Here is a 19,734-nt window from a genome sequence, read left to right as displayed (position 1 = left end):
AGAGATATTTTTATAATGGTGAGGCTTGCTTTAAATAAAAATGTAGGTAATAGTCCGATTATGAAACTTTTTTATTTATTATTCTAATTATCTCATATTTTCACCATTTAAAATTTTTTTCAATCAAATAAAATTGATAAAAATTTGAATTATTTTTTATCATGGGATGACGTGGCGCTAGAGATATTTAGGTAGATCAGGCGTAAATTGAAAAGATAAAATCAAAGAAGCGTTTAGGACATTTTCACCAACATCATGAATACCGTCACAATTAATCTACCTTCCATCCTGGAATTAGATATTCAAGACATCAACTTAACAGACGAGCAATTTTTTCAGCTTTGTCAAAACAACCCAGATTTAAGATTCGAGCGCACTGCTTCAGGAGAATTAATTATCATGCCACCAACTGGAAGTATCACCAGCGATAAAAATTCCGATTTGAATTATCAGCTTAGAGGTTGGAATCGTCAAAATAAACTCGGAAAATGCTTTGACTCCTCTGGTGGCTTTATACTACCTAACCGCGCACAACGTTCCCCAGATGCCTCTTGGGTAAAAATGGAACGATGGAATGCTTTAACTCAAGATGAAAAAGAAAGATTTGCTCCTTTATGTCCCCCCAACCGTCGTTGAATTAATGTCCCCCAGCGATACCCTTGAAAAAACAAGAGCCAAAATTCAGGAATATATGGACAATGGCGCAAGATTGGGATGGTTAATTAACCGCAAACAGCAGCAAATTGAAATCTATCGTCCAAACCAAGAAGTTGAAATTCTTGAATCTCCACAAACCCTTTCCGGAGAAGACGTTTTACCAGGATTCGTTTTGGATTTATCAGAAATTTGGTAATTAATCTTTTCCCTTCATCTCCCTCTCAAAACTCAGCGTACCTTTGCGCTTACCTTTGCGTCACTCTGCGTTTATCAAACCCTTTATTGTATCATAATTTTCTAATTAAATCAAATAGATATTTACCTAAAATGAACTTATGTAAACAACAACTCGGTTAACTTTTGTAAAACCTTCAAAAAACAAGCTGCGTGCTACAAAAAAACAACGATTTATCGAGCTTTAAAGTAGTCAAATTAAAACAGCGCATTACTTTCGCCAGCCTACAAATAGTATGTTACATACTGTAACTCCTATACTGCTGTTGGACTATTGATAATAGCATCAATAAAGGTGAGAAACATTGCGAAATATTTCGATAGGTTAACTTTTTTACATAAAAATATTTAATTGAAGCTTAGACTCGTATTGCTTGAGGTTATGATTATATGTTTAATAGAGTAAACCTCTGCATGATTGACAAATATAGACGACTGGTCTACTATTTTGGATTATGAAGCGTACTGATAAACGTAGTGAATTAATTCGCGTTGGCAGAGAAATTATTGTCCAGCGAGGATTTAATTCGGCAAGTCTTAACGATATATTGACTACTGCAAGCGTTCCCAAAGGTTCGTTTTATTATTATTTTTCTAGCAAAGAAGATTTTGGACTGGCGATTATTGATGATTTTGCCCTTCAATATCGGGATAGGCTAAAACATCTTTTGGATGACGTGCAATATTCTCCTTTAACCAGATTGCGTAATTATTTCGAGTTAAAAATTGCTGAAATGGAAGCTGGTGACTGTACTGATGGCTGTTTGATTGGCAATCTTGCTCAAGAGTTATCAGCGCAAAATGAATTGTTTCGCGATCGCCTTAATCAAGTTTTTGCCCAATGGGAAGAATATTTTGCTTGCTGCTTAAGAGCAGCTTGCCAAGCGGGAGAAATCTCTCAAGATAGTAATCTCTCGGATTTAGCTCGGTTTATTTTGTCTAGTTGGGAAGGAGCTATTTTACAAGCTAAAGTGACGAAATCTGTTTTACCGATGCAAACCTTTGTTGAGATTCTATTCCATCAGGTTTTAGGTAAATCTACCTCCAGCTAGATTTAGTCAAATGTTTAAATTATTACTATTTAGCTGTTCATAGACGACTGGTCTACTAGTTTTTTACGATCTATATCCTAATAAAGTAAAAATAAATTATGTCCGAGATCGAAAATAAAGTTGTGATTATTACAGGAGCGAGCAGCGGTTTAGGTGAAGCCACTGCCCGTAGATTGGCTAAAAATGGTGCTAAATTAATGCTTGCTGCCAGACGGGAAGAGCGTCTCAAGGAGTTGGTTGCTGAGATTCAAAAAGATGGCGGTACGGCTAAATATCAAGTCACAGATGTCACAGATAAATCTCAAGTAGAAGCATTAGCGAAAGCCACCCATCAAGCTTACGAGCGGATAGATGTTTTAGTTAACAATGCCGGTTTAATGCCTTTATCACCTTTAGATGAAATAAAGGTTGATGAATGGGACAAGATGGTAGATGTGAATATCAAAGGGGTTTTATATGCGATCGCTGCGGTATTGCCGATAATGCGGCAGCAAAAATCCGGTCATATAATTAACCTTTCTTCAGTAGCGGGACATCAAGTATTTCCTGGGGGTACCGTTTATTGCGCTACCAAGTTTGCGGTTAAAGCTATTTCGGAAGGGATTAGACTCGAATCTAATGGTGAAATTCGTGCGACGAATATTTCCCCTGGTGCCGTAGATACCGAGTTAACTAATACAATTTCTCACGAAGAGACAGCTAAAAATGTTGACAAAATGTACTCAGTAGCCATCGATGCGGATGCGATCGCTCGTGCTATTACCTATGCGATCGAGCAACCGGGGGATGTTGATGTGAACGAGATGATTATTCGTCCTACCAAACAAGAACTTTAGAAATAACCTTTCTTGCAATTGACCGAAAATAATGGGATACAAGCCCCGTGCTAGAAGCATCGGCTTTCTGGTAAAATTGAGCTAGTCGCCATAGGGCATTGGGAGACTTTAAACGGACATGGAGGGAAGGTAAGACTAATTTAATTAGCGCATCCGGGCGAAGTGTCAAGGAATCCTCGCTCTTTTAGGACGAGGAGGTATGTCAATCGCCTCTTATCGGAAGTGCTGAAGCGCAACTACAAACCCTATATTATAAGTACCGATCCGAACTTAATATAATCCCTGCACAAACACATCCGTTGTTAAAATCGCATGACTTCTAAAAATCTTCCGCATCTTCTCAGCCCTTTCAATCTGAATAATTTATCCTTAAAAAACCGCGTGGTAATGGCTCCCTTAACTCGCTCTCGTGCGGGTGTGGAAAGAATGCCCAACGCTTTGATGGCAGAATATTATGCTCAACGTGCGGGTGTGGGTTTAATTATTACTGAAGGAACAACTATTTCTAAACAAGCAAATGGCTGGCTGCATACTCCTGGTATTTATACAGAAGAGCAAATAGAAGCTTGGAAACAAGTAGTTGATGCCGTACACGCCAAAGGTACGCCGATTTTTCTGCAATTATGGCATACTGGTAGAGCTTCTCACAGCAGTTTTCAGGAAAATAATCAGCTTCCCGTTGCACCATCGGCAATTAAACTTGAAGGCTCGGAAGCTCATACACCAGAAGGTAAACAGCCTCATGAAATTCCTAGAGCGCTACAAACAGCAGAAGTTTCCCAAGTTGTGGAAGATTATCGTCAAGCGGCAGCCAATGCCAAACAAGCTGGTTTTGATGGAGTAGAAATTCACGGTGCTAACGGCTACATTATCGATGAATTTTTGCAATCTAAAACCAATCAGCGTACAGATAAATATGGTGGTAGTTTAGAAAATCGCTTTCGTTTTTTGAAAGAAATTATCGAATCGATTCTTAGCGTATGGGATGCGGGAAGAGTGGGAGTTAGACTTTCACCGAATGGTAATTACAATGATATGGGTTCGCCAGATTATCGGGAAACTTTTACCTATGTAATCGAGCAGTTAAATCAATATCAATTAGCTTATCTCCACGTACTTGACGGTTTGGGTTTTGGTTTCCACGAATTAGGAGAGCCAATGACTTTAGCTGAATTGAGAAAAATCTATGATGGTAATTTGATCGGTAATTGCGGTTACGACTTTGAAAGTGCAGAAAAGGCGATTACCTTCGGTAGAGCTTCGCTTAACGCTTCAGGTGATGCCGATTTAATTGCTTTTGGCAGACCAATTATTAGCAATCCCGATTTAGTTGCTCGTTTTGCCAATAATTGGGAACTTAATCCCGATCCAGAACCAGCTATTTGGTATTCCTTTGAGGCTGAAGGCTATACAGATTTTCCCACCTATCAAGAATCTGAGGTAGCTGTGTAGGAATAGTTATTCCATAAATAGACATCTCCGGAAATGAAAAATACCTCTCTCCAAACCTCTCTCCTAGTAGGAGAGAGGCTTTAAAACCCCCCTTCCCTCGTAGGGAAGGGGGGCAGGGGGGTTAGGTCAAAGTGTAAATTTAAAACTATATAATGTTTTCCGGAGATGTCTAATGTGGAGACGTAAAAATTTTACGTCTCTCAATACCTTCGCAAATTTACGAGGGTTTGAGAGTCCAAACTACTTTGTATTTGAGGGAACACGCCGTTCTTGAAACAGATTGGTCATATAAATGCCAGTAATAAGTAGCCCTAACAGCCCAATCCCGTTAATGATGGGAAAGAAACTTTCTAACCCAAAGGTTTCTAGGGTATGCAGATGGATGAGAAAACCTGCGAGTTGACGCTGATGAAATGCTTTCGCGATGGGAAAAAGCATTCCGGTTATGACCGTCAGAAGTAGGGGAAATACACAGACAATCGCAAGCCAGCGGTGGTATTTACGAAACAAACGGTTCATATTCATTACAGATGAACGAACAATTTCAAAGTACTGCCAAAATTTTCGTAGGCTCTTATTTTGGCAAAGGTATTGGTTTGTGCAAATCAATTTGTCAGTTAAGAGTTATTCCGGACGTTCGGGACGTTCGGAAAATCCTAAAGCATCTTTAAATTGCTGTTCGGTAACTCCTAACTTCGCTGCTGCTGCTGCAAAATCTGGTTTTGGTCGTCTTCCCAAAGCATCTTTTAACTGTTGCTTTGTAATTCCTAATTTAGTTGCTGCTGCTTCAAAATCCGGTCGTTGCGGTTTTTCTCCTTCAGGTAATTCGGAAAGATTTTCGGGTACTCCCAGAGCATCTTTTAACTGTTGTTCGGTAATTCCCAACTTAGTTGCTGCTGCTTGGAAGTCGGGTAAGGGTGGTTTTCCTAAAGCATCTTTTACCTGTTGTTCGGTAACTCCCAACTTTGTTGCTGCTGCTGCAAAATCTGGTCTACGGTGATGTCCTCCTCGTGGTTTACCCAAGGCATCTTTTAACTGTTAATTGCTGATTTTGTCAGGGCTGGTTTGAAGGAGCAGGGATTTACGGTAGATTACTGTGATAACGGGAATGATGGTTATTTGCAAGCTTTAGATAATGAATATGATGCAATTGTTTTAGATATTATGGTGCCGGGAAAGGATGGGTTATCAATTCTCAAACATTTGCGTCGGGAAGGTCGAAATACTCCGATAATTTTACTAACGGCTCGCAACGAACTTGACGATCGCTTACAAGGATTAAATTTGGGTGCTGATGATTATATTGCCAAACCGTTTTTTGTCGAAGAATTGGTAGCTCGGATTCATGCTGTGATTCGTCGTGGTGTGGGAGAGCGTCAAAATTTTATTTCGGTAGGTTCTTTAAAGTTAGATAGAATTACCAGGGAAGTTACTTGTCATCAAAAAGCGATTGAACTTACCACCCGCGAGTTTAATCTGCTGGAATATTTGATGCGATCGCCTGGAAGGGTTTTTACTCGTACCCAAATTTTGGAACACGTTTGGGGTTATGATTTTAATCCCAATACTAATGTTGTAGATGTTTGCATCCAGCGGATTCGTAAAAAAATTGACCCTATTAATAAAGAAGAATCGATTGAAAGTATTCGTGGGGTTGGTTATCGGTTTCGCCAACCGGATATTAGATAAATGAAATTACCTTCGTTCCGTCTACGAATTGCTTTATTTTCTGCAACTCTTGCTGGTACTGCTTTAATCGGGTTTGCTGCGGTTTCCTGGTTCCAGATTTATAACGCTAAAGTTAACCGCTTGGATGCACAAATCGTAAATCAATTAATGCGTCCACCAATGCGTCCACCTGGAAGAAAGCCACCGCAATTTTACGGTGAAAACAATTGGGATATGTACTTAAAACCACTATCTGATGGTTTGGCAGCTAACACAAAAATTGCGATCGCGCTTTTAGTATTTGATGCAGATAATATAAGTTACCAATCTCAAGAAGTAGTTAAAAATAAAGATTTATATCGTCTATTAGTTAAAAGATTAGAGTTAACAAAACCCTTTGCTCGCAAACCATCCCCTCCACCTCCACCTACTTTAATTACAGAAACAATAAAAACAGGAACTTGGCGAATCGGTGCGGTTAAACATCCTATTCGCTTTCCACCAGAAGATTTTCAAAATAGAAACCGCAGAGACGCTGAGTACGCAGAGGAAAGAAGTAAAGAGAGAAATGATATTCAAATTGCGATCGCGGTTAATTTGCAAATTGTTGATCGCGAGATGGCTACGATTAACAATATTTTCTTGATTTCTATTCCTGGGGTGTTGCTATTAATTACAATTGGTGCATGGTTGTTATCTGGGAGTGTATTAAGTCCGATAAATCAATTAACCAGCGAAATTCAACTCTTAAGTGCAAAAGGATTAGATAGAAGAATTCCCCTTGATAAAACAGATGTGGAATTCGTGGAATTGATTCGGGTATTTAACCAGATGTTGGAACGTTTAGAACGCAGTTTTCATCAAGCTTCTCGCTTCAGTGGTGATGCTGCTCATACCATTTCTGTATGAAGCTGCGCTAAATTAAAAGAAGGGTGCGTTTGGATTAAAGGTTATGGGCTTAAGATTACAAGTGGAGATTAAAGAAAGCCTTGAAGAATTGGAAAAAGCAGTTAAATATGCGAAAACGGCAAGCAGTAAGGAACGATTACAAATGCTCTACTGGCTTAAATATTATACCGATTTTTCAGCCACCTCATTCTCCAGAATTAAACCCGATTGAACGATTTTGGGAGTTTCTCAAGACCAAACTACAATGGGAGAATTGTAAAACTCTTTCTCAACTACGCGAGAAATTAGCTGAGGTTTTAGAAACTATTACACCGGAAGTGGTTATTTCTCTTACCTCTTATAACTTCATTCTTGAAGGTTTATTTAGCGCAGCTTCATAAAGAACTGGTATTATGGTTTATTTCTAGGTATCCAGATATCAATAGTTAAAAATTCATCAATTTAGCTTAAATCTCTACCATGCTTACTCTCTAATGTTAACTTCGTGGGCTACCCCTGCAACCAAGTTGCTAGAGTTAGGAGTCAGGGATTTCCCTGTTCTCTATGCCCCATTCCCTCCCAAGACTGATGTTTATCAAACTATAATGTGTGGCAATAGTTAGAAGATTTAAAGGAATCAAATTATGGGTTTGGGAATTCTCAAAGATGGTAAATGGATATCTCGACGGGAACAAGAAGACTCGGAAGGTAAATTTATCCGTCCATCAACAACTTTTCGCGACAAAATTACGGCTGATGGTTCGAGTGGATTTAAAGCAGAACCAGGACGCTATCATTTGTATATATCTTGGGCTTGTCCTTGGGCTTGTCGGACTGCAATTATGCGGCAGTTAAAAGGACTTGAAGATATTATTGGATTATCGGTAGTAGCTGCTGAAATTCACGAAAATAGCTGGGAATTCTCTGATGAACCTGGCGCTATTCCCGATAGAGTTAATCATACAGATTATTTGTGGCAACTATATTTAAAAGCCCACTCAGATTATACGGGAAGAGTTACGGTTCCGGTTTTATGGGATAAGCAAAAAGAGACAATTGTTAATAACGAATCCCGCGAAATTATTCGGATGTTTGATACCGAATTCGAGAAATTTGCTCAGCAAGATGCAGATTTTTATCCTCAAGATTTGCAAAAAGTTGTTGATGAAACAATAGATGCAATTTATCAACCAATTAATAATGGTGTATATCGAGCCGGATTTGCTACTTCCCAATCAGCATATGATGAAGCTGTTACTGAATTATTTGATGCACTTGACCATTGGGAAAAAATATTAGGCAAACAACGTTATCTTTGTGGAAATAAAGTTACCGAAGCCGACTGGTGTATGTTTACTACTTTATTTCGTTTCGATGCAGTTTATTACGTGCATTTTAAATGTAATCTACATCGTATTGTAGATTATCCTAATTTATGGAACTATCTTAAAGAACTATATCAAATACCGGGAGTTAAAGAAACTTGCAATCTTGACCATATTAAGCGGCATTATTATATCAGTCATCCCAATGTAAACCCCCATCAAATTGTACCGAAGGGACCGATAATTAATTTCAACGAACCCCACAACCGCGATCAAATTTCTGTGGCTGTCACAGCTTAGCAAATAGTTTTTCGCGTCTATTAAAAATAATTTAGAGACGTAGCACTGCTACGTCTTTCCAATTCAAGTTGCAAGAAACTTGATAAACCGGATTCTATACCATTTCTGTATGAAGCTGCGTTAAATTATTTGTAAGGGTGTATTTAGTGTTGGAATAAAATAATGGGTCTTAGATTGGAAGTTGAAATAAAAGAAAGTTTCGAAGTTTTGCAAAAAGCTTTAAATGGTGTTAGACAAGCGAGCAGTAAAGAGCGATTACAGATGCTTTACTTGTTAAAAAATAGACAATTAACAACAAGGCGATCGCGATTTATTAATGCAGGTTCTGCAAAATCTATTTAGTAACGCGATCAAATATAATCTTGCTGACGGCTGGATAAAAGTTAATGCCAAGCAAATAATAACCTACTTAAAATAACAATTGTCAATGCATCAGAGGGAATAAATTCAGGCGATCGCGCTTTAATTTTTGACCGTTTCCATCGCGGAGATCCATCTCGCAACCGTAAAATAGAAGGAATTGGATTGGGATTAAGTCTGGCTCGTGAAATCGTTCGCGCCCATCATGGGGAATTGATGCTCGATCCAGCGTTGGAGGGGAAAACTTCTTTTACAGTGAGTTTACCGATGGTTTTGTGAAAGATTGAGCTAGCAGGATTTATCCCTAGAGAAAAATAAGCAGTAATTATATCATTATTTCAAAGGCTTAAAACTAAAATTGTATGACGCAAGCAATAAACAAATTAACAAGCTTTGAGGAATTCATTGAATGGTATCCTGATAACGGGATACGCTACGAATTGCACAAAGGGGTAATTGTCGAAATGCCACCACCTAATGGCGAACATGAAAATGTAATTGGCTTTTTGGTTGGACAGATAGCTCTTGTGTATTTACAGAAAGGATTACCTTACCGTATACCCAAAACAGGACTTGTCAAAACTGCTGATAATAACTCAACCTATTGTCCAGATATTTTGTTAGTTAATCATGATAATCTCGTCAATGAACCTTTATGGAAGAAACAATCTACACTCATTCGATCTGCATCAATTCCCTTAGTAGTTGAGGTTGTAAGTACCAACTGGCGAGATGATTACCACGACAAGTTTGGGGATTACGAAGAAATGGGTATCCCTGAATACTGGATTGTAGATTATGCAGCTTTGGGTGGTAAACGGTTTATTGGCAACCCTAAACAACAAACTATCACGATTTGCGAACTGGTTGATGGCGAATATCAAACTACTCAATTTCAAGGTAATAAGCCAATAGTGTCTCCCTTATTTCCCGATCTAAATCTTACAGCACAACAAATCTTTGATTCTGCTATATAACATATTTAAATTCTTAGTAGTAGGTTGGGTTAGACGCAGGGCGAATAATAGTTGTTAACCCGAGATAAATATTGCGTCGTAACCCAACATCTAGATTGTAGGTATTTAGCAATATCTCTATTTATCCAAAATATTAATGTTGGGTTACAACACTATATGATAAATTATCCATGTTTATCAAATTTGTTTTCGTGTCTAACCCAACCTACTAACTTCAGGTAAATAAACCAGATTTTGACCTCTCTCCAAACCTCTCTCCTAAAAGGAAAGAGGCTTTAAAACCCCCATTCCCTTGCAGGGAAGGGGGGCAGGGGGGTTAGGTTTTCCAATTACCCAATTCGCAATTCATCTTCATCAATAACTACAAAATATTCCGGTTTCTGAATTTCTTCTACTTTAGTATCTTTAAGTAATGCCAAAAATTCGGAGTTAGCAATAATAGCAGTATCTCTAGAACGTCCTAAAAATCCACTGCGCGATTCTTGATAGGTTAATTGTCCAAAGTTAAGATTAATCAAACCAATTTTATCGGTTCCTGGTTGAAAATCTTCAATTGTATCGGCTTCATCTTTACTTGCACCACCGTCACCAAGCTGCAAAATAAATGTATCTATTCCAGAGCCACCATCTAATTTATCTTTACCTTTGCCACCAAAAAGAATATCATCGTTGTCATTACCAATAAGAGTATCGTTACCAGCTTCACCGAAGAAGATATCATTTCCGTCTCCCGTGTAGCGATTATCTCCACCAAGCCCTGCAAAATCGGCACCGTTAATTTCTTGATTTACAAAACTACCGATAACTATATCGTCTTTGTTACCCGTTTTTGCTTTGCCAATTAATAAAATTGCTTCGTTATCTTTATTAACGTCAACGATTCCCGTATAAGCTCCGTTGTCTTCTTGACGGATTCTTAATTTGTCAAAATCTTCAATGGGTAATTCATTTATCGAATCATAAGCTCTAATACCAAGTAAATCACCGATTAAACCTTGCTGATTAACTGTATTAGTAAAAGCTTTAACTACTCTAGCGTGTTCGCTGCCAAAATCGGTAGCAAATTCAGATATTGTGCCGAAATCCATTTGAAAAGCTTCGTCGGCGGTAATCGCTAATTCTGGATTTCCAGCAATGCTTTTTTCTCCTACAAAGCTGCGGGAAAATACCGAGACATCGGCGAATTTTTCGGGTGCTTGAATACCTTCTTCTCTACCATCTACATCGTAGATATCTTCATCTGGATCGTCAAACAATGGGTTTTCATCGCGATTTCTTGCTGATGGTGGATCTAAAGCGGTAATTGTTCTAGCACCTTCGGTATTACCTGATAAAAAGTTATTATTTTCTAATAAAAGTCCGTCTCGGTAAATTCTTCCCATTTCAGCATTTACCAAAGAACCCAAACTATGACCGATTAAGTTTAAACTTTGGGAAGCTTCTTGAGTGCTAATTCCGTAAAAATCATTTAAAGCTTTGACAGCAAATTCTGCAACCGGGCTAATCCAAGTCGCTGCGCGGAAATTTCCCCTACCGGGAACACCAAACTCAACTCCTAATGATTCCGAGTTGTTGTAAGCTGCTTCTCTCCAATCTAATAATAAAACGCGATCGCCTGGTTTTGTATTAGCAATTTCTTGAGCTACGTCGGTAAATTTTCCTTCGGGTGCGTCATTCCAACCGTGAATTATCAGCCAGGTTTGTTCTGCATCTGTGGGATTATTAACTTCTAAAAATCCAACTTTACGCAGACTGGGATTATTTTCTACAGTTTGATTGAGTAAAACCCCTTCTTCGCTTCCCCCCGTTACAAATCCTTGAACTGGTAAAGTACCCGATTGGGGATTTGGAGAACTATTATAAGGCCCTTCTAAACCCGTAATTGCATTAATTGTTGTTTCGGAACCCTCTGCTTGCAACATCATGGTTTGATTACCACCAGTACCATCAGATGCAAGTTTGACGTTATATGTCTGCTTGTTTCCTTCTATTTTGGTTGGTGTAATTTCTTTGATGTAACCAGCATCATCACCAACGGTTGTAATATTTATTTGATTGCTATTTGCATTCTGAGGTGTAGGTGAGGAGATATTTGCAGATGCTTCGGGTGTGGTGACTGTAAGCTCAAAATTTAACTCTTCTTCTGGTTTCAAAAATACATTTACCGTATCTAAAGATAATGCCGAATCTTCGCTGCTAGTTTGGGAGATAATATTACTTGTATCTTCATCACCAATATTAAGAATGGCAGTATTTTGATTTCCTAATATTGCACCACCCGTCAACTTTTCTAAAGATAAATTAACAGTTTCGCTACCTTCCTTTAAATCGTCGCTGAAGATAGGAATAGTGACATTTTTCTCGATTTCTCCATCTGCAAAGTTAAGCACAATAGGAGTATTATCAAAATCTTCACCAGCAGAAGCAGTACCGTTTGTTAAATTAACTGTGGCGCTAACTTCTCCTAAATCCCCATCAGTACGAATCACCTTAGCTGATAAAGTAGGAATTCCCGATTCAAAAGTATTAAATTCAGCTTTTTCAAACTGGATTTTACCAGGATTGTCACTCGCAGCATTAACGTTATTATTCCGAGCAAATTCAATTAACTGTTTTCCGGCTTCAGTTTCATTCCAATTATTAGAACTTACTTCTTTAAAAGGAGTCGCTGTACCAGTTGCACCTTTAACCTGAAAAATAATATCGTTGTAATCGGTATCGGAATTTTCATCTAAACGTAAATCTTCCATTCCAAATACACCCGTCCCCTCCACCAACTGCATAATTTGAATTGCATTGTCAGGGTTAGCTGATGACAGGGAAAATAAAGGACGTTTACTATTATCAACTGCTGGATTATCTAATACTTCTTCAACTTTACCTTGGGGAACTAACATCAAAGCAAAATTATCTCCAGGATTCATGCTAAAAGTTTTTATTCCCTCGTAATTACCCTTATCTCTATCTTTTTCCCCCAATTCTCCCGTAAACCTAGCAGCTTCAGAATCATCATTAATAGCAATATAACCGTTTGTCGAATTACTCAAAACACGACGAGCAGCTTCCTGAATAAATTCATCGGAACCGGAATCTAAATTTTCCATTCCCGTAATAGAAAAAACGCCGAGTTCGCTTTGATAACCACCCGCATCAAATAGGAAATCAATGGTAAATACACCCGTCGAATTTACAGTAAAGACACCATTATCAGTTATATTTGAACTTAAAGCAGCTTGAGGCTGAGGACTATTTTGATTATCTAAATTAAGGGAAGCTTCGGTAAAATTTTCTTCTGATAAGATAGGGTTCTGAAAACTTGTCGAAAGATTATTGTTATCATCAGATAAAATATCTGGATTTAACGAGCTATTAACTGATAAAAGGTCAGTATTCTCGAAATTAACTATCGGATTTTCTGAATTATTCATAATGCAATTTGAATATTATGTACGTCATTCGATTTTGGATTTTAGATTTTAATTTACAATCTAAAATTTGGATATCCTATTAGACGCAGCATAATATTCAGAATTGAATGTGAAAATGCTTCGTGTAGCTGACAGAGTAACAGATGGGTACGTGAAAACGTAGCCTCATATTGAAATATTTATTTTAGTCAAAGCTGTATTAAACTCCCATCTTGCACCATTTTCAACAACCACCTTGGAATAAATTCCCCCCGCTCAAAAACTAAGTCGTCTAAACACGACTGAATAAGACTTTTAGTGCGTTTTAACCTATGCCGGTATATAAGCCGCATCAATTGATTTCTCTGCGTTCACGCGGAGCGTGCGGGCTAGAAAGCCTCCGGCTTACAAGGTGGGAATGTGGGCAAAGGCAAGAATGGTGCAAGATGTGAAATTAAATAAACAACTTTAATATCAAAAGTAATGACTGAAATTCGCGCTAAATTAGACTGTCCCTGCTTTCTATATCAAGCCCGATACTTCAGGATAATTTTACGTTAATGATGTTAATTTTACTTATTTATTCTAGTAATTATAGTGATTTATACGACAATTGAACGAAAATACTGAAAAATAATTGCGATCGCGCTGATGTATTTTAGACAGGTATCAATACCTTAGAAGGGTATCGCTACAGCAACGAAGCCCACCGTAAGGTGGGCTAATGAAGGTGTTCTACCCAAGATATTCCTCATTTAAACTTTGTCAATTAGTAAACCTATATAAAAGTTCAACAATTCAAAGTTTAAAAAGCCCGGTTTCTTCTATGAAAACCAGGCTTTTTATATTATTAGAAAAAGGTCAAAAATTACAACATTAAAGGTAATTTTATAACTCCCAACTCTTAATTAACTCCCAATAATTCCACATCAAAGATTAGAGTTGCATTGGGGGGAATAACACCACCCGCACCGCGAGAACCATAACCTAACTCTGGGGGGATGATTAATTTACGACGACCGCCAACTTTCATAATACCGAGTCCTTCATCCCAACCCTGGATTACCTGTCCTTGACCGATTGTAAACTCGAAAGGTTGACCGCGATCTCTTGAGCTATCAAACTGAGTTCCATCTTCTAAAGTACCCGTATAGTGAACGGTTACAGTTTGTCCGGGTTTAGGAGTTGCTCCAGTTCCTTCCTTGATAACTTCATACTTTAATCCCGAAGGAGTAGTAACTGCGTCAGACATATTATCGCTCGCTTTTGTAGTGGTACTATCAGCTACTGTAGTAGACGCTGGTGATTCTTGAATAGTGTTTTGTGAAGCATTAGTCTCCGGTGCTTCAGTCGAAATTTGAGCGCACCCAAAAAATACAACACAAAGCAATATGAAACCCACACGCTTAAAAATTGCCTTCAATTGAGGTATTCTCCCCATCATTTCATATTCCAAAAATAAAATTACCAATAGAACAAAATTAAGTGTAAATCAGAACAGTTACCAGTGAACAGTGAGCAGTTTTATATTTATAACTCCTAACTCCTAACTCCTAACTCCTAACTCCTAACTCTTAACTCCTAACTCCTAATTCCTAACCCCTATTTCCAAAGTTTATTTTCCAAATCGCGCACTTGACGCTCTAAACGGTCAATTCTACCGCGCAATTCGTCTACTTCCGACTGACGCGCAACTCCCAAATCTTGCAGCATATTTTTCATTTGTCGCTGCATATTCTTATCCCAGTTGCCCTGCTCGGACTTCAACTCCTGTACCACATCATCCATAACAGCTTTCGCTTGTTCTGGATCGAGTTTGCCATCTTTAACTAATTGCTCGCTGGCTTCCTTGATTTTGTCGGCTACAACCGAAGTTGTACCGATACCGAGCATCAACAATTGTTGCATCCAGTTATTGTTTTCCATACCACGCTCCTACTAGTTCTCCCTTCTTTATTTTGCCGTTTAGCCCTTGCTTGTAACAATAAAGCTATGCTGAGAATTAAACTTTAGCAAATATGCTAATTCTATTGTGGCAAAGTAGCACGGAGAATGAAATAGGGTGGTAATTGAGTTACTTAAGTTTAAAATAGCGCCCAAACAGCGGGAAAAGTACATTCAAAGAGACGCTGAAATTTGGACGGCAGCACTGGTTAACTATCCCGGATTTTTAGGAAAAGAACTGTGGATTAACCCAAATGACCCCACAGAGCTTGTTATGGTGATTCGCTGGGAAACCAGAGAACAGTGGAAATCGATTCAGCAAGAAGAGCTAGACGCTATTGAAGAAAAGTTTGATAAAGACTTGGGATTTACTTACGAGATGGTAGAGTCATCCGAATATCAGGTACGGAAATTTCCCAACAAGGATTAGGGAGTGTAGAGACGTAGCACTGCTACGTCTGTTAGGAGTTAGGAGTTATAAAACTGGTTACTGAATAATATGCCTAAAAAAATTAGGGAATTGAAAAGTTTATTACTTAAAGCAGGATTTACTAGTCGTTGGAGAAAAGGTAGTCATACAAATTGGTATCATCCTTTATTACCTGGAAAAGTAACTTTGTCAGGTAAGTCTTCCTGAATGGGGAGAATTTTGTCATACCCACGGTGATACTTACGAAGAAGCAGTAAAAAATGCTCAAGAAGTGTTAGAAATGCTCATCGAGTCGGCTTTAGAAGATGGCGAAACTTTACCAGAACCTAAAACCTGGGGACAATCATTTAAAGTTGCATAAAGGTAAAATATATATAAAACATATAAAAAATAAATTCAATCTATGAATACTACTGAAATTCGTCAAAAAATTAATAAATATCTTGATGGTTTAACTTCCGAACGCTTGCATATGGTAGCCGATTTTTTAGCTTATTTAGAAGATAAAGAAAGTGAAGCAGCAACTCAAGAATTGCTAGATATTCCTGGTTTTATTGAATCTTTTGAAAAAGGACAAAAAGATATTGCTCAAGGACGTGTAAAAAATTGGAGAACTATTAGGTCTGATGTATGAAGTAATTTTATCCGCTGAAGCAGAAGAAATTTATGCTTCAGCAGACCAAGTATTAGCTAAAAAAATTGCTCGATGTTTTGAGCAATTAGAAAAAAATCCTTATTTTCATCCTAATATTAAATCTCTAAAAGGTAACTTAGCTGGATATTCTCGTTATCGTATTGGTGATTATCGAGTAATTTACCAAATTGATGATGAAAACAAACAGGTAATTATTAGTACTATTGTTCATAGGTCGGAAGCTTATGAATAAAGTTCAAAAAATTACCTTATCTTCTTCCTCACAGGTGCCAAAACAATTAGAAAATCCGATTGTTCTCTGTCAACATTAGAAGAAGTTGTGGCACTAATGCTATAAACCGAACCAATAGCTTGTTTAAACATATTAAAATACGGATTATTAGTATATTGCTGCGGTACAAAACCGTAAACCCATGACAGCAAAGAACCCATATTCATGTAAAAATAACCATTATTTGGGCTGGGAAGAGAACTAGTTGCTGTATTGAAGTTATAAGCTGAAGACAAAGCTACATAAGGCTGCGGTACTAAATCTGCAATCGCTCCATATCCCGTCGTCACAATTAAAGTATTGTTGTCTACCCAACTGTAAGCAAGTAGGCTTTTTGCGGAATCTCCATCTACATCCCAACTAGTTACAGCTTGGTTTTTAATACTTTTTTGGGCAATCTTGACTTCTCCCTTGGATACAGATGCAATTAAATCTCCTAACTTGTTCAAAGTATTTTCAGCAGCGGCTCGGTTACTTGTTTCAACAGCTAAACCGATTCCCATATCTAAACCTTGTTTCATAGCTTGAAAAAATCCGCCCTTGGTAGGATACATAAAAAAGGCAAATTCCCCATCCATCCAGCTAATAATATCGCGTTCTAAATCCAGCCCGGTATTGCTGCGGATAAGTCCACGCAAAGTTGTTAAACCATCTTTAAATTCTTTTTGAGAGCTTAATAGCTTAGATATGGTTTGCCATCTTTGATTAAGATTTTTTCCGTTAATAGCAGAATATGTCGCTGCTGGCATTCGGGACAATATCGTTTGAGTTTTGATATTATCGGCAAGATTATTTCTATTGAAATCAGGTGAAAGATAAGCATTTACCTGAAAACGAATTCCTTCTTTTTGAACCGTAACGAAAGAGCCGAGACTTTGATATTTTTTTAGTTGTTCTGAAGAAAGAATACTATCTAAATCAAAAGTGGGTAAACCCAAACTAGGATCTTTAATTATCTCTTTTACAAAATCAATATAGCCAGCCGGATCTTGATACATTGCAAACAGCGGTTTACCTGTTTGAGGTTGTCTAATTGTTTTCTGAAACTGAGAATTTTGTGCTAAAGTGGCAGATTTTTCTCTATTGGTATTAATTACTCTTTCAATAGATTTGTTTGAATAACCAATTGCCAAATGTCCCGGAAAAATACCTATAGCTAAACTTCTTTGCTTTCTTACTTGTGGTTTTTTAAAGCTTGGTTTTTTTAAAATATTTGATTTAATAGCTTTATTTATAGGAGACTTAGGAACCGGAGGTATTGTATTATCTTGCGAGGGAGAACCTGTTTTAGTTTCTAAAATCGTAATTCCTTTATACTGTCGCTGATTCAAATTTCCACCAGCTTTAAGTTTATTTAAAAATCTCTGCAAACCCGCTTCGTCTTTCACCGGAACCAAAGTAACAAAATTGGAATCCACAGTGACTTGAGAAGAACCACGTTTTGGTAAAAATGCAAAGGCTATTTGCTCTCCCAACCAAGGTTCAATATCTGTTGCATATCCATTTTTGATTTGCGGTGGTATTAAGAAAGAGATTCCATTCCAAGCTGCTTGAAACAATTGAAAATTTCCAGCTTTTCTCCAAGTTGCTGAAGATGTATCAACCATTGCTACCAATGGTGCATCGCTCGGTAGAAAATTCGCAAATTCAGTATTTGTCCCAGTTGATTGCAATCGATTTTTTAAGCTGCCAGGTGTTACATTTTGAGCCAGCGTACTTTTTAATACAGTTGTTTGATAAATATTCGATTGTACTTCGACCTTATTTGTAGCATCTACCGCTTGAGCAAAACTTGAGCAGCAGAGCAAATTTAACGTAGCTATTGCTCCTACTCTGACTAACGATTTCATAACGCATTCCTCAACACTACACGTCTTTTTTCTAACAGAAAAGAAAAATAAATCACTTAGTAGTATTATGTAAGATTTTAGTGAAGCGTCAATGAAGATAAATGCTTAATAATCAAGAATTAATAAATCAAAATATTTATATTTGTGAAGTAGTTATGAAGTGATTTTATAAGGGGAATGGGGAATTGGGAACAGGGAAGAGGGGGGAGACAAGGGGATGGGGGGAAGGGGAGATAAGGAGAATTTGAACCTTGAACCTTTAACCTTTAACCTTTGACCTTAATTACCCCTAATTCCTAACTCTTTAATCGAAAATCGAATAGCTTCTAAACCGCGATTGTAATCCCCATTTCAGCCGAGCGTCTTGCAGCATCCGCAACTTTGAGAGCATATAAACTTTCTTCTGGAGTTACATATAAAGGAGTTCCATCAAAAAGATAATCTAAAACCATAGCTGTATCTTTGGCGAATAAACCGCGACGGCTAGCAACTTCTATGGGTGTTGTTTGTTGTAACTCAAATAAAAATCCTTCCTGAGAATTGAAAATCAATCCGCCATTTTTACCGTGTACTTCAAATTTTCGTTCTGCTTCCCACACGGTTTCACCTTTCGCGTATACAACTTCAGCTAAAAGTCCGCTGGTAAAGTTAAGTTGGGCTGTACAAAAACAAGATTGGTAAAATTCGACTTCCGTTTCCCAAAATCGATTGTGACAATTAACAGCCATGACTTCACCAAATAAATTAGTTAATCGATGCAATCTTGAAATAGCACCCATCAACGGGAAACCAAACAAATTATGACTGTAAGTCCACTTACGAGGTGCTGGATTTTCGGGCTTAATAGTGCTGTAGCGCACGTAAAAAACTTCGCCTACTTTATCTAAATTTCGTTTTAAAGCTTGATGCAAACCACCTAAAAGTTCAATATGCTCGACATGAAGCAGCACCTGTTTAGACTTCGCTAAATCGATCAATTCCGATGCTTCTACTAAATCCAAACTCAGAGGATATTCGATAACAACGTGTTTATCAGCTTCCAAAGCTGCACGCGCTATTTCCCCATGCTCGCTATTAACATTACTAACTATTACTAACTCAATATCTTCTTGTTCTATTAGTTGCTGGGAGGAATCTAATACCTGACACTGAAAATCTCTAGCAAAAGCTTCTGTTTTGGAAAGTGTATTTCCTCCCACAACAGCAATTAATTCAGCCCTTTCATCGTTCAAGAGCGTCTGCGCCCTTAATTTTGCCGCGTAACCCGTACCAACTAAGCCTACCCGCACTTTTAAAATCCTCTACAGCCCAAACGGTCAAAGGATTATACAGTATTATCAAAGGCTTTTCGCATCAGTCTTTATCAAGCAAACCTATCAGATATATCATTAATTCCCTAAATCTACCTGATAACTGATTTACAAAATC

The 19,734-nt window shown here is 37.9% G+C and carries 20 protein-coding genes and 2 pseudogenes; 16 read left to right on the top strand and 6 right to left on the bottom strand.

All coding sequences use genetic code 11. The annotated features are described in order from the left end of the window. The first annotated feature begins 255 nt into the window (after positions 1-255). The 4 genes and pseudogenes from ACM03V_RS19865 (at position 256) to ACM03V_RS19850 (ending at position 4,231) form a co-directional block, all read left to right on the top strand. Positions 256-853 (top strand): annotated as a pseudogene (locus ACM03V_RS19865) (Uma2 family endonuclease). 493 nt (positions 854-1,346) lie between these two features. Further along, positions 1,347-1,943 carry a TetR family transcriptional regulator C-terminal domain-containing protein gene (locus tag ACM03V_RS19860; RefSeq protein WP_414622522.1) on the top strand — a complete coding sequence of 199 codons (597 nt, stop codon included), beginning with the start codon at positions 1,347-1,349 and terminating at the stop codon, positions 1,941-1,943. 98 nt (positions 1,944-2,041) lie between these two features. Further along, on the top strand, positions 2,042-2,779 hold the full coding sequence (locus ACM03V_RS19855; RefSeq protein WP_414622521.1) for an SDR family oxidoreductase: 738 nt from the start codon (positions 2,042-2,044) through the stop codon (positions 2,777-2,779). Positions 2,780-3,091: 312 nt separating this feature from the next. Further along, positions 3,092-4,231 carry an alkene reductase gene (locus ACM03V_RS19850; protein ID WP_414622520.1) on the top strand — a complete coding sequence of 380 codons (1,140 nt, stop codon included), beginning with the start codon at positions 3,092-3,094 and terminating at the stop codon, positions 4,229-4,231. A 624-nt stretch (positions 4,232-4,855) separates the two neighbouring features. Here ACM03V_RS19850 and ACM03V_RS19845 read toward each other — a convergent pair. Beyond that, positions 4,856-5,254: a hypothetical protein gene (locus ACM03V_RS19845; RefSeq protein ID WP_414622519.1), complete on the bottom strand. Its 399-nt coding sequence runs from the start codon at positions 5,252-5,254 to the stop codon at positions 4,856-4,858. Between the two features lie 12 nt (positions 5,255-5,266). Here ACM03V_RS19845 and ACM03V_RS19840 point away from each other — a divergent pair, with 12 nt between their 5' ends. From ACM03V_RS19840 to ACM03V_RS19810, 7 genes are all read left to right on the top strand, one after another. Further along, entirely contained in the window at positions 5,267-5,920 is a 654-nt protein-coding gene (locus ACM03V_RS19840; RefSeq protein WP_414622558.1) for a response regulator transcription factor, read from the top strand. Then, complete coding sequence (locus tag ACM03V_RS19835) at positions 5,921-6,808, top strand: HAMP domain-containing protein (protein ID WP_414622518.1); 888 nt, start codon at positions 5,921-5,923, stop codon at positions 6,806-6,808. Positions 6,809-6,915: 107 nt separating this feature from the next. Next, entirely contained in the window at positions 6,916-7,188 is a 273-nt protein-coding gene (locus tag ACM03V_RS19830; RefSeq protein ID WP_414622517.1) for a transposase, read from the top strand. Positions 7,189-7,431: 243 nt separating this feature from the next. Continuing rightward, positions 7,432-8,412: a glutathione S-transferase family protein gene (locus ACM03V_RS19825; RefSeq protein WP_414622516.1), complete on the top strand. Its 981-nt coding sequence runs from the start codon at positions 7,432-7,434 to the stop codon at positions 8,410-8,412. 162 nt (positions 8,413-8,574) lie between these two features. Next, complete coding sequence (locus ACM03V_RS19820; protein ID WP_414622515.1) at positions 8,575-8,754, top strand: hypothetical protein; 180 nt, start codon at positions 8,575-8,577, stop codon at positions 8,752-8,754. A 72-nt stretch (positions 8,755-8,826) separates the two neighbouring features. Beyond that, a complete protein-coding gene (locus tag ACM03V_RS19815; protein ID WP_414622557.1) occupies positions 8,827-9,051 on the top strand; it encodes an ATP-binding protein in 225 nt (74 codons plus the stop codon). Between the two features lie 83 nt (positions 9,052-9,134). Further along, complete coding sequence (locus ACM03V_RS19810) at positions 9,135-9,749, top strand: Uma2 family endonuclease (RefSeq protein WP_414622514.1); 615 nt, start codon at positions 9,135-9,137, stop codon at positions 9,747-9,749. Positions 9,750-10,078: 329 nt separating this feature from the next. Here ACM03V_RS19810 and ACM03V_RS19805 read toward each other — a convergent pair whose 3' ends face one another. From ACM03V_RS19805 to ACM03V_RS19795, 3 genes are all read right to left on the bottom strand, one after another. Then, a complete protein-coding gene (locus ACM03V_RS19805) occupies positions 10,079-13,177 on the bottom strand; it encodes a DUF4114 domain-containing protein (protein WP_414622513.1) in 3,099 nt (1,032 codons plus the stop codon). 883 nt (positions 13,178-14,060) lie between these two features. Then, positions 14,061-14,597: an FKBP-type peptidyl-prolyl cis-trans isomerase gene (locus ACM03V_RS19800; RefSeq protein ID WP_414622556.1), complete on the bottom strand. Its 537-nt coding sequence runs from the start codon at positions 14,595-14,597 to the stop codon at positions 14,061-14,063. Between the two features lie 161 nt (positions 14,598-14,758). Then, positions 14,759-15,082, bottom strand: a complete 324-nt coding sequence (locus ACM03V_RS19795) for a phasin family protein (protein WP_414622512.1) — start codon at positions 15,080-15,082, stop codon at positions 14,759-14,761. 136 nt (positions 15,083-15,218) lie between these two features. Between ACM03V_RS19795 and ACM03V_RS19790 the strand changes: the two genes are divergently transcribed. The 5 genes and pseudogenes from ACM03V_RS19790 to ACM03V_RS19770 all read left to right on the top strand — a co-directional run bounded on the left by ACM03V_RS19790 (position 15,219) and on the right by ACM03V_RS19770 (position 16,417). Further along, positions 15,219-15,530 carry a TIGR03792 family protein gene (locus ACM03V_RS19790; protein ID WP_414622511.1) on the top strand — a complete coding sequence of 104 codons (312 nt, stop codon included), beginning with the start codon at positions 15,219-15,221 and terminating at the stop codon, positions 15,528-15,530. Positions 15,531-15,599: 69 nt separating this feature from the next. Further along, a complete protein-coding gene (locus ACM03V_RS19785; protein WP_414622510.1) occupies positions 15,600-15,737 on the top strand; it encodes a type II toxin-antitoxin system HicA family toxin in 138 nt (45 codons plus the stop codon). After that, positions 15,724-15,891: pseudogene (locus ACM03V_RS19780) on the top strand (type II toxin-antitoxin system HicB family antitoxin); the annotation flags it as partial. The gene ACM03V_RS19785 and the pseudogene ACM03V_RS19780, both read left to right, overlap by 14 nt. Before the next feature lie 42 nt (positions 15,892-15,933). Next, positions 15,934-16,164 carry a hypothetical protein gene (locus ACM03V_RS19775; RefSeq protein ID WP_414622509.1) on the top strand — a complete coding sequence of 77 codons (231 nt, stop codon included), beginning with the start codon at positions 15,934-15,936 and terminating at the stop codon, positions 16,162-16,164. After that, positions 16,157-16,417 carry a type II toxin-antitoxin system RelE family toxin gene (locus tag ACM03V_RS19770; protein ID WP_414622508.1) on the top strand — a complete coding sequence of 87 codons (261 nt, stop codon included), beginning with the start codon at positions 16,157-16,159 and terminating at the stop codon, positions 16,415-16,417. Before ACM03V_RS19775 ends, ACM03V_RS19770 begins: the two co-directional genes overlap by 8 nt. An 11-nt stretch (positions 16,418-16,428) precedes the next feature. On the opposite strand, the gene ACM03V_RS19765 is transcribed toward ACM03V_RS19770, so the two are convergent. Continuing rightward, the gene (locus ACM03V_RS19765; RefSeq protein WP_414622507.1) at positions 16,429-18,306 is read right to left on the bottom strand and encodes a DUF3352 domain-containing protein; all 1,878 of its coding nucleotides are present in this window, start codon (positions 18,304-18,306) and stop codon (positions 16,429-16,431) included. Between the two features lie 326 nt (positions 18,307-18,632). Continuing rightward, positions 18,633-19,595, bottom strand: coding sequence for a Gfo/Idh/MocA family protein (locus ACM03V_RS19760; RefSeq protein ID WP_414622506.1), 963 nt, complete (start codon positions 19,593-19,595; stop codon positions 18,633-18,635). Positions 19,596-19,734: the final 139 nt, after the last annotated feature.

This window comes from Calothrix sp. CCY 0018 (genome assembly GCF_963920925.1).
Classification (GTDB): Bacteria; Cyanobacteriota; Cyanobacteriia; order Cyanobacteriales; family Nostocaceae; genus Rivularia.
Note: the sequence above shows the minus strand (reverse complement) of the source record. Positions and strands in the feature narration are given on the sequence as shown.

Coding starts and splice junctions, on each gene's coding strand:
- ACM03V_RS19860 (WP_414622522.1), top strand. CDS start 1,347: ATGAAGCGTACTGATAAACGTAGTGAATTAATTCGCGTTGGCAGAGAA.
- ACM03V_RS19855 (WP_414622521.1), top strand. CDS start 2,042: ATGTCCGAGATCGAAAATAAAGTTGTGATTATTACAGGAGCGAGCAGC.
- ACM03V_RS19850 (WP_414622520.1), top strand. CDS start 3,092: ATGACTTCTAAAAATCTTCCGCATCTTCTCAGCCCTTTCAATCTGAAT.
- ACM03V_RS19835 (WP_414622518.1), top strand. CDS start 5,921: ATGAAATTACCTTCGTTCCGTCTACGAATTGCTTTATTTTCTGCAACT.
- ACM03V_RS19830 (WP_414622517.1), top strand. CDS start 6,916: ATGCGAAAACGGCAAGCAGTAAGGAACGATTACAAATGCTCTACTGGC.
- ACM03V_RS19825 (WP_414622516.1), top strand. CDS start 7,432: ATGGGTTTGGGAATTCTCAAAGATGGTAAATGGATATCTCGACGGGAA.
- ACM03V_RS19820 (WP_414622515.1), top strand. CDS start 8,575: ATGGGTCTTAGATTGGAAGTTGAAATAAAAGAAAGTTTCGAAGTTTTG.
- ACM03V_RS19810 (WP_414622514.1), top strand. CDS start 9,135: ATGACGCAAGCAATAAACAAATTAACAAGCTTTGAGGAATTCATTGAA.
- ACM03V_RS19805 (WP_414622513.1), bottom strand. CDS start 13,177: ATGAATAATTCAGAAAATCCGATAGTTAATTTCGAGAATACTGACCTT.
- ACM03V_RS19800 (WP_414622556.1), bottom strand. CDS start 14,597: ATGGGGAGAATACCTCAATTGAAGGCAATTTTTAAGCGTGTGGGTTTC.
- ACM03V_RS19795 (WP_414622512.1), bottom strand. CDS start 15,082: ATGGAAAACAATAACTGGATGCAACAATTGTTGATGCTCGGTATCGGT.
- ACM03V_RS19785 (WP_414622510.1), top strand. CDS start 15,600: ATGCCTAAAAAAATTAGGGAATTGAAAAGTTTATTACTTAAAGCAGGA.
- ACM03V_RS19775 (WP_414622509.1), top strand. CDS start 15,934: ATGAATACTACTGAAATTCGTCAAAAAATTAATAAATATCTTGATGGT.
- ACM03V_RS19770 (WP_414622508.1), top strand. CDS start 16,157: ATGTATGAAGTAATTTTATCCGCTGAAGCAGAAGAAATTTATGCTTCA.
- ACM03V_RS19765 (WP_414622507.1), bottom strand. CDS start 18,306: ATGAAATCGTTAGTCAGAGTAGGAGCAATAGCTACGTTAAATTTGCTC.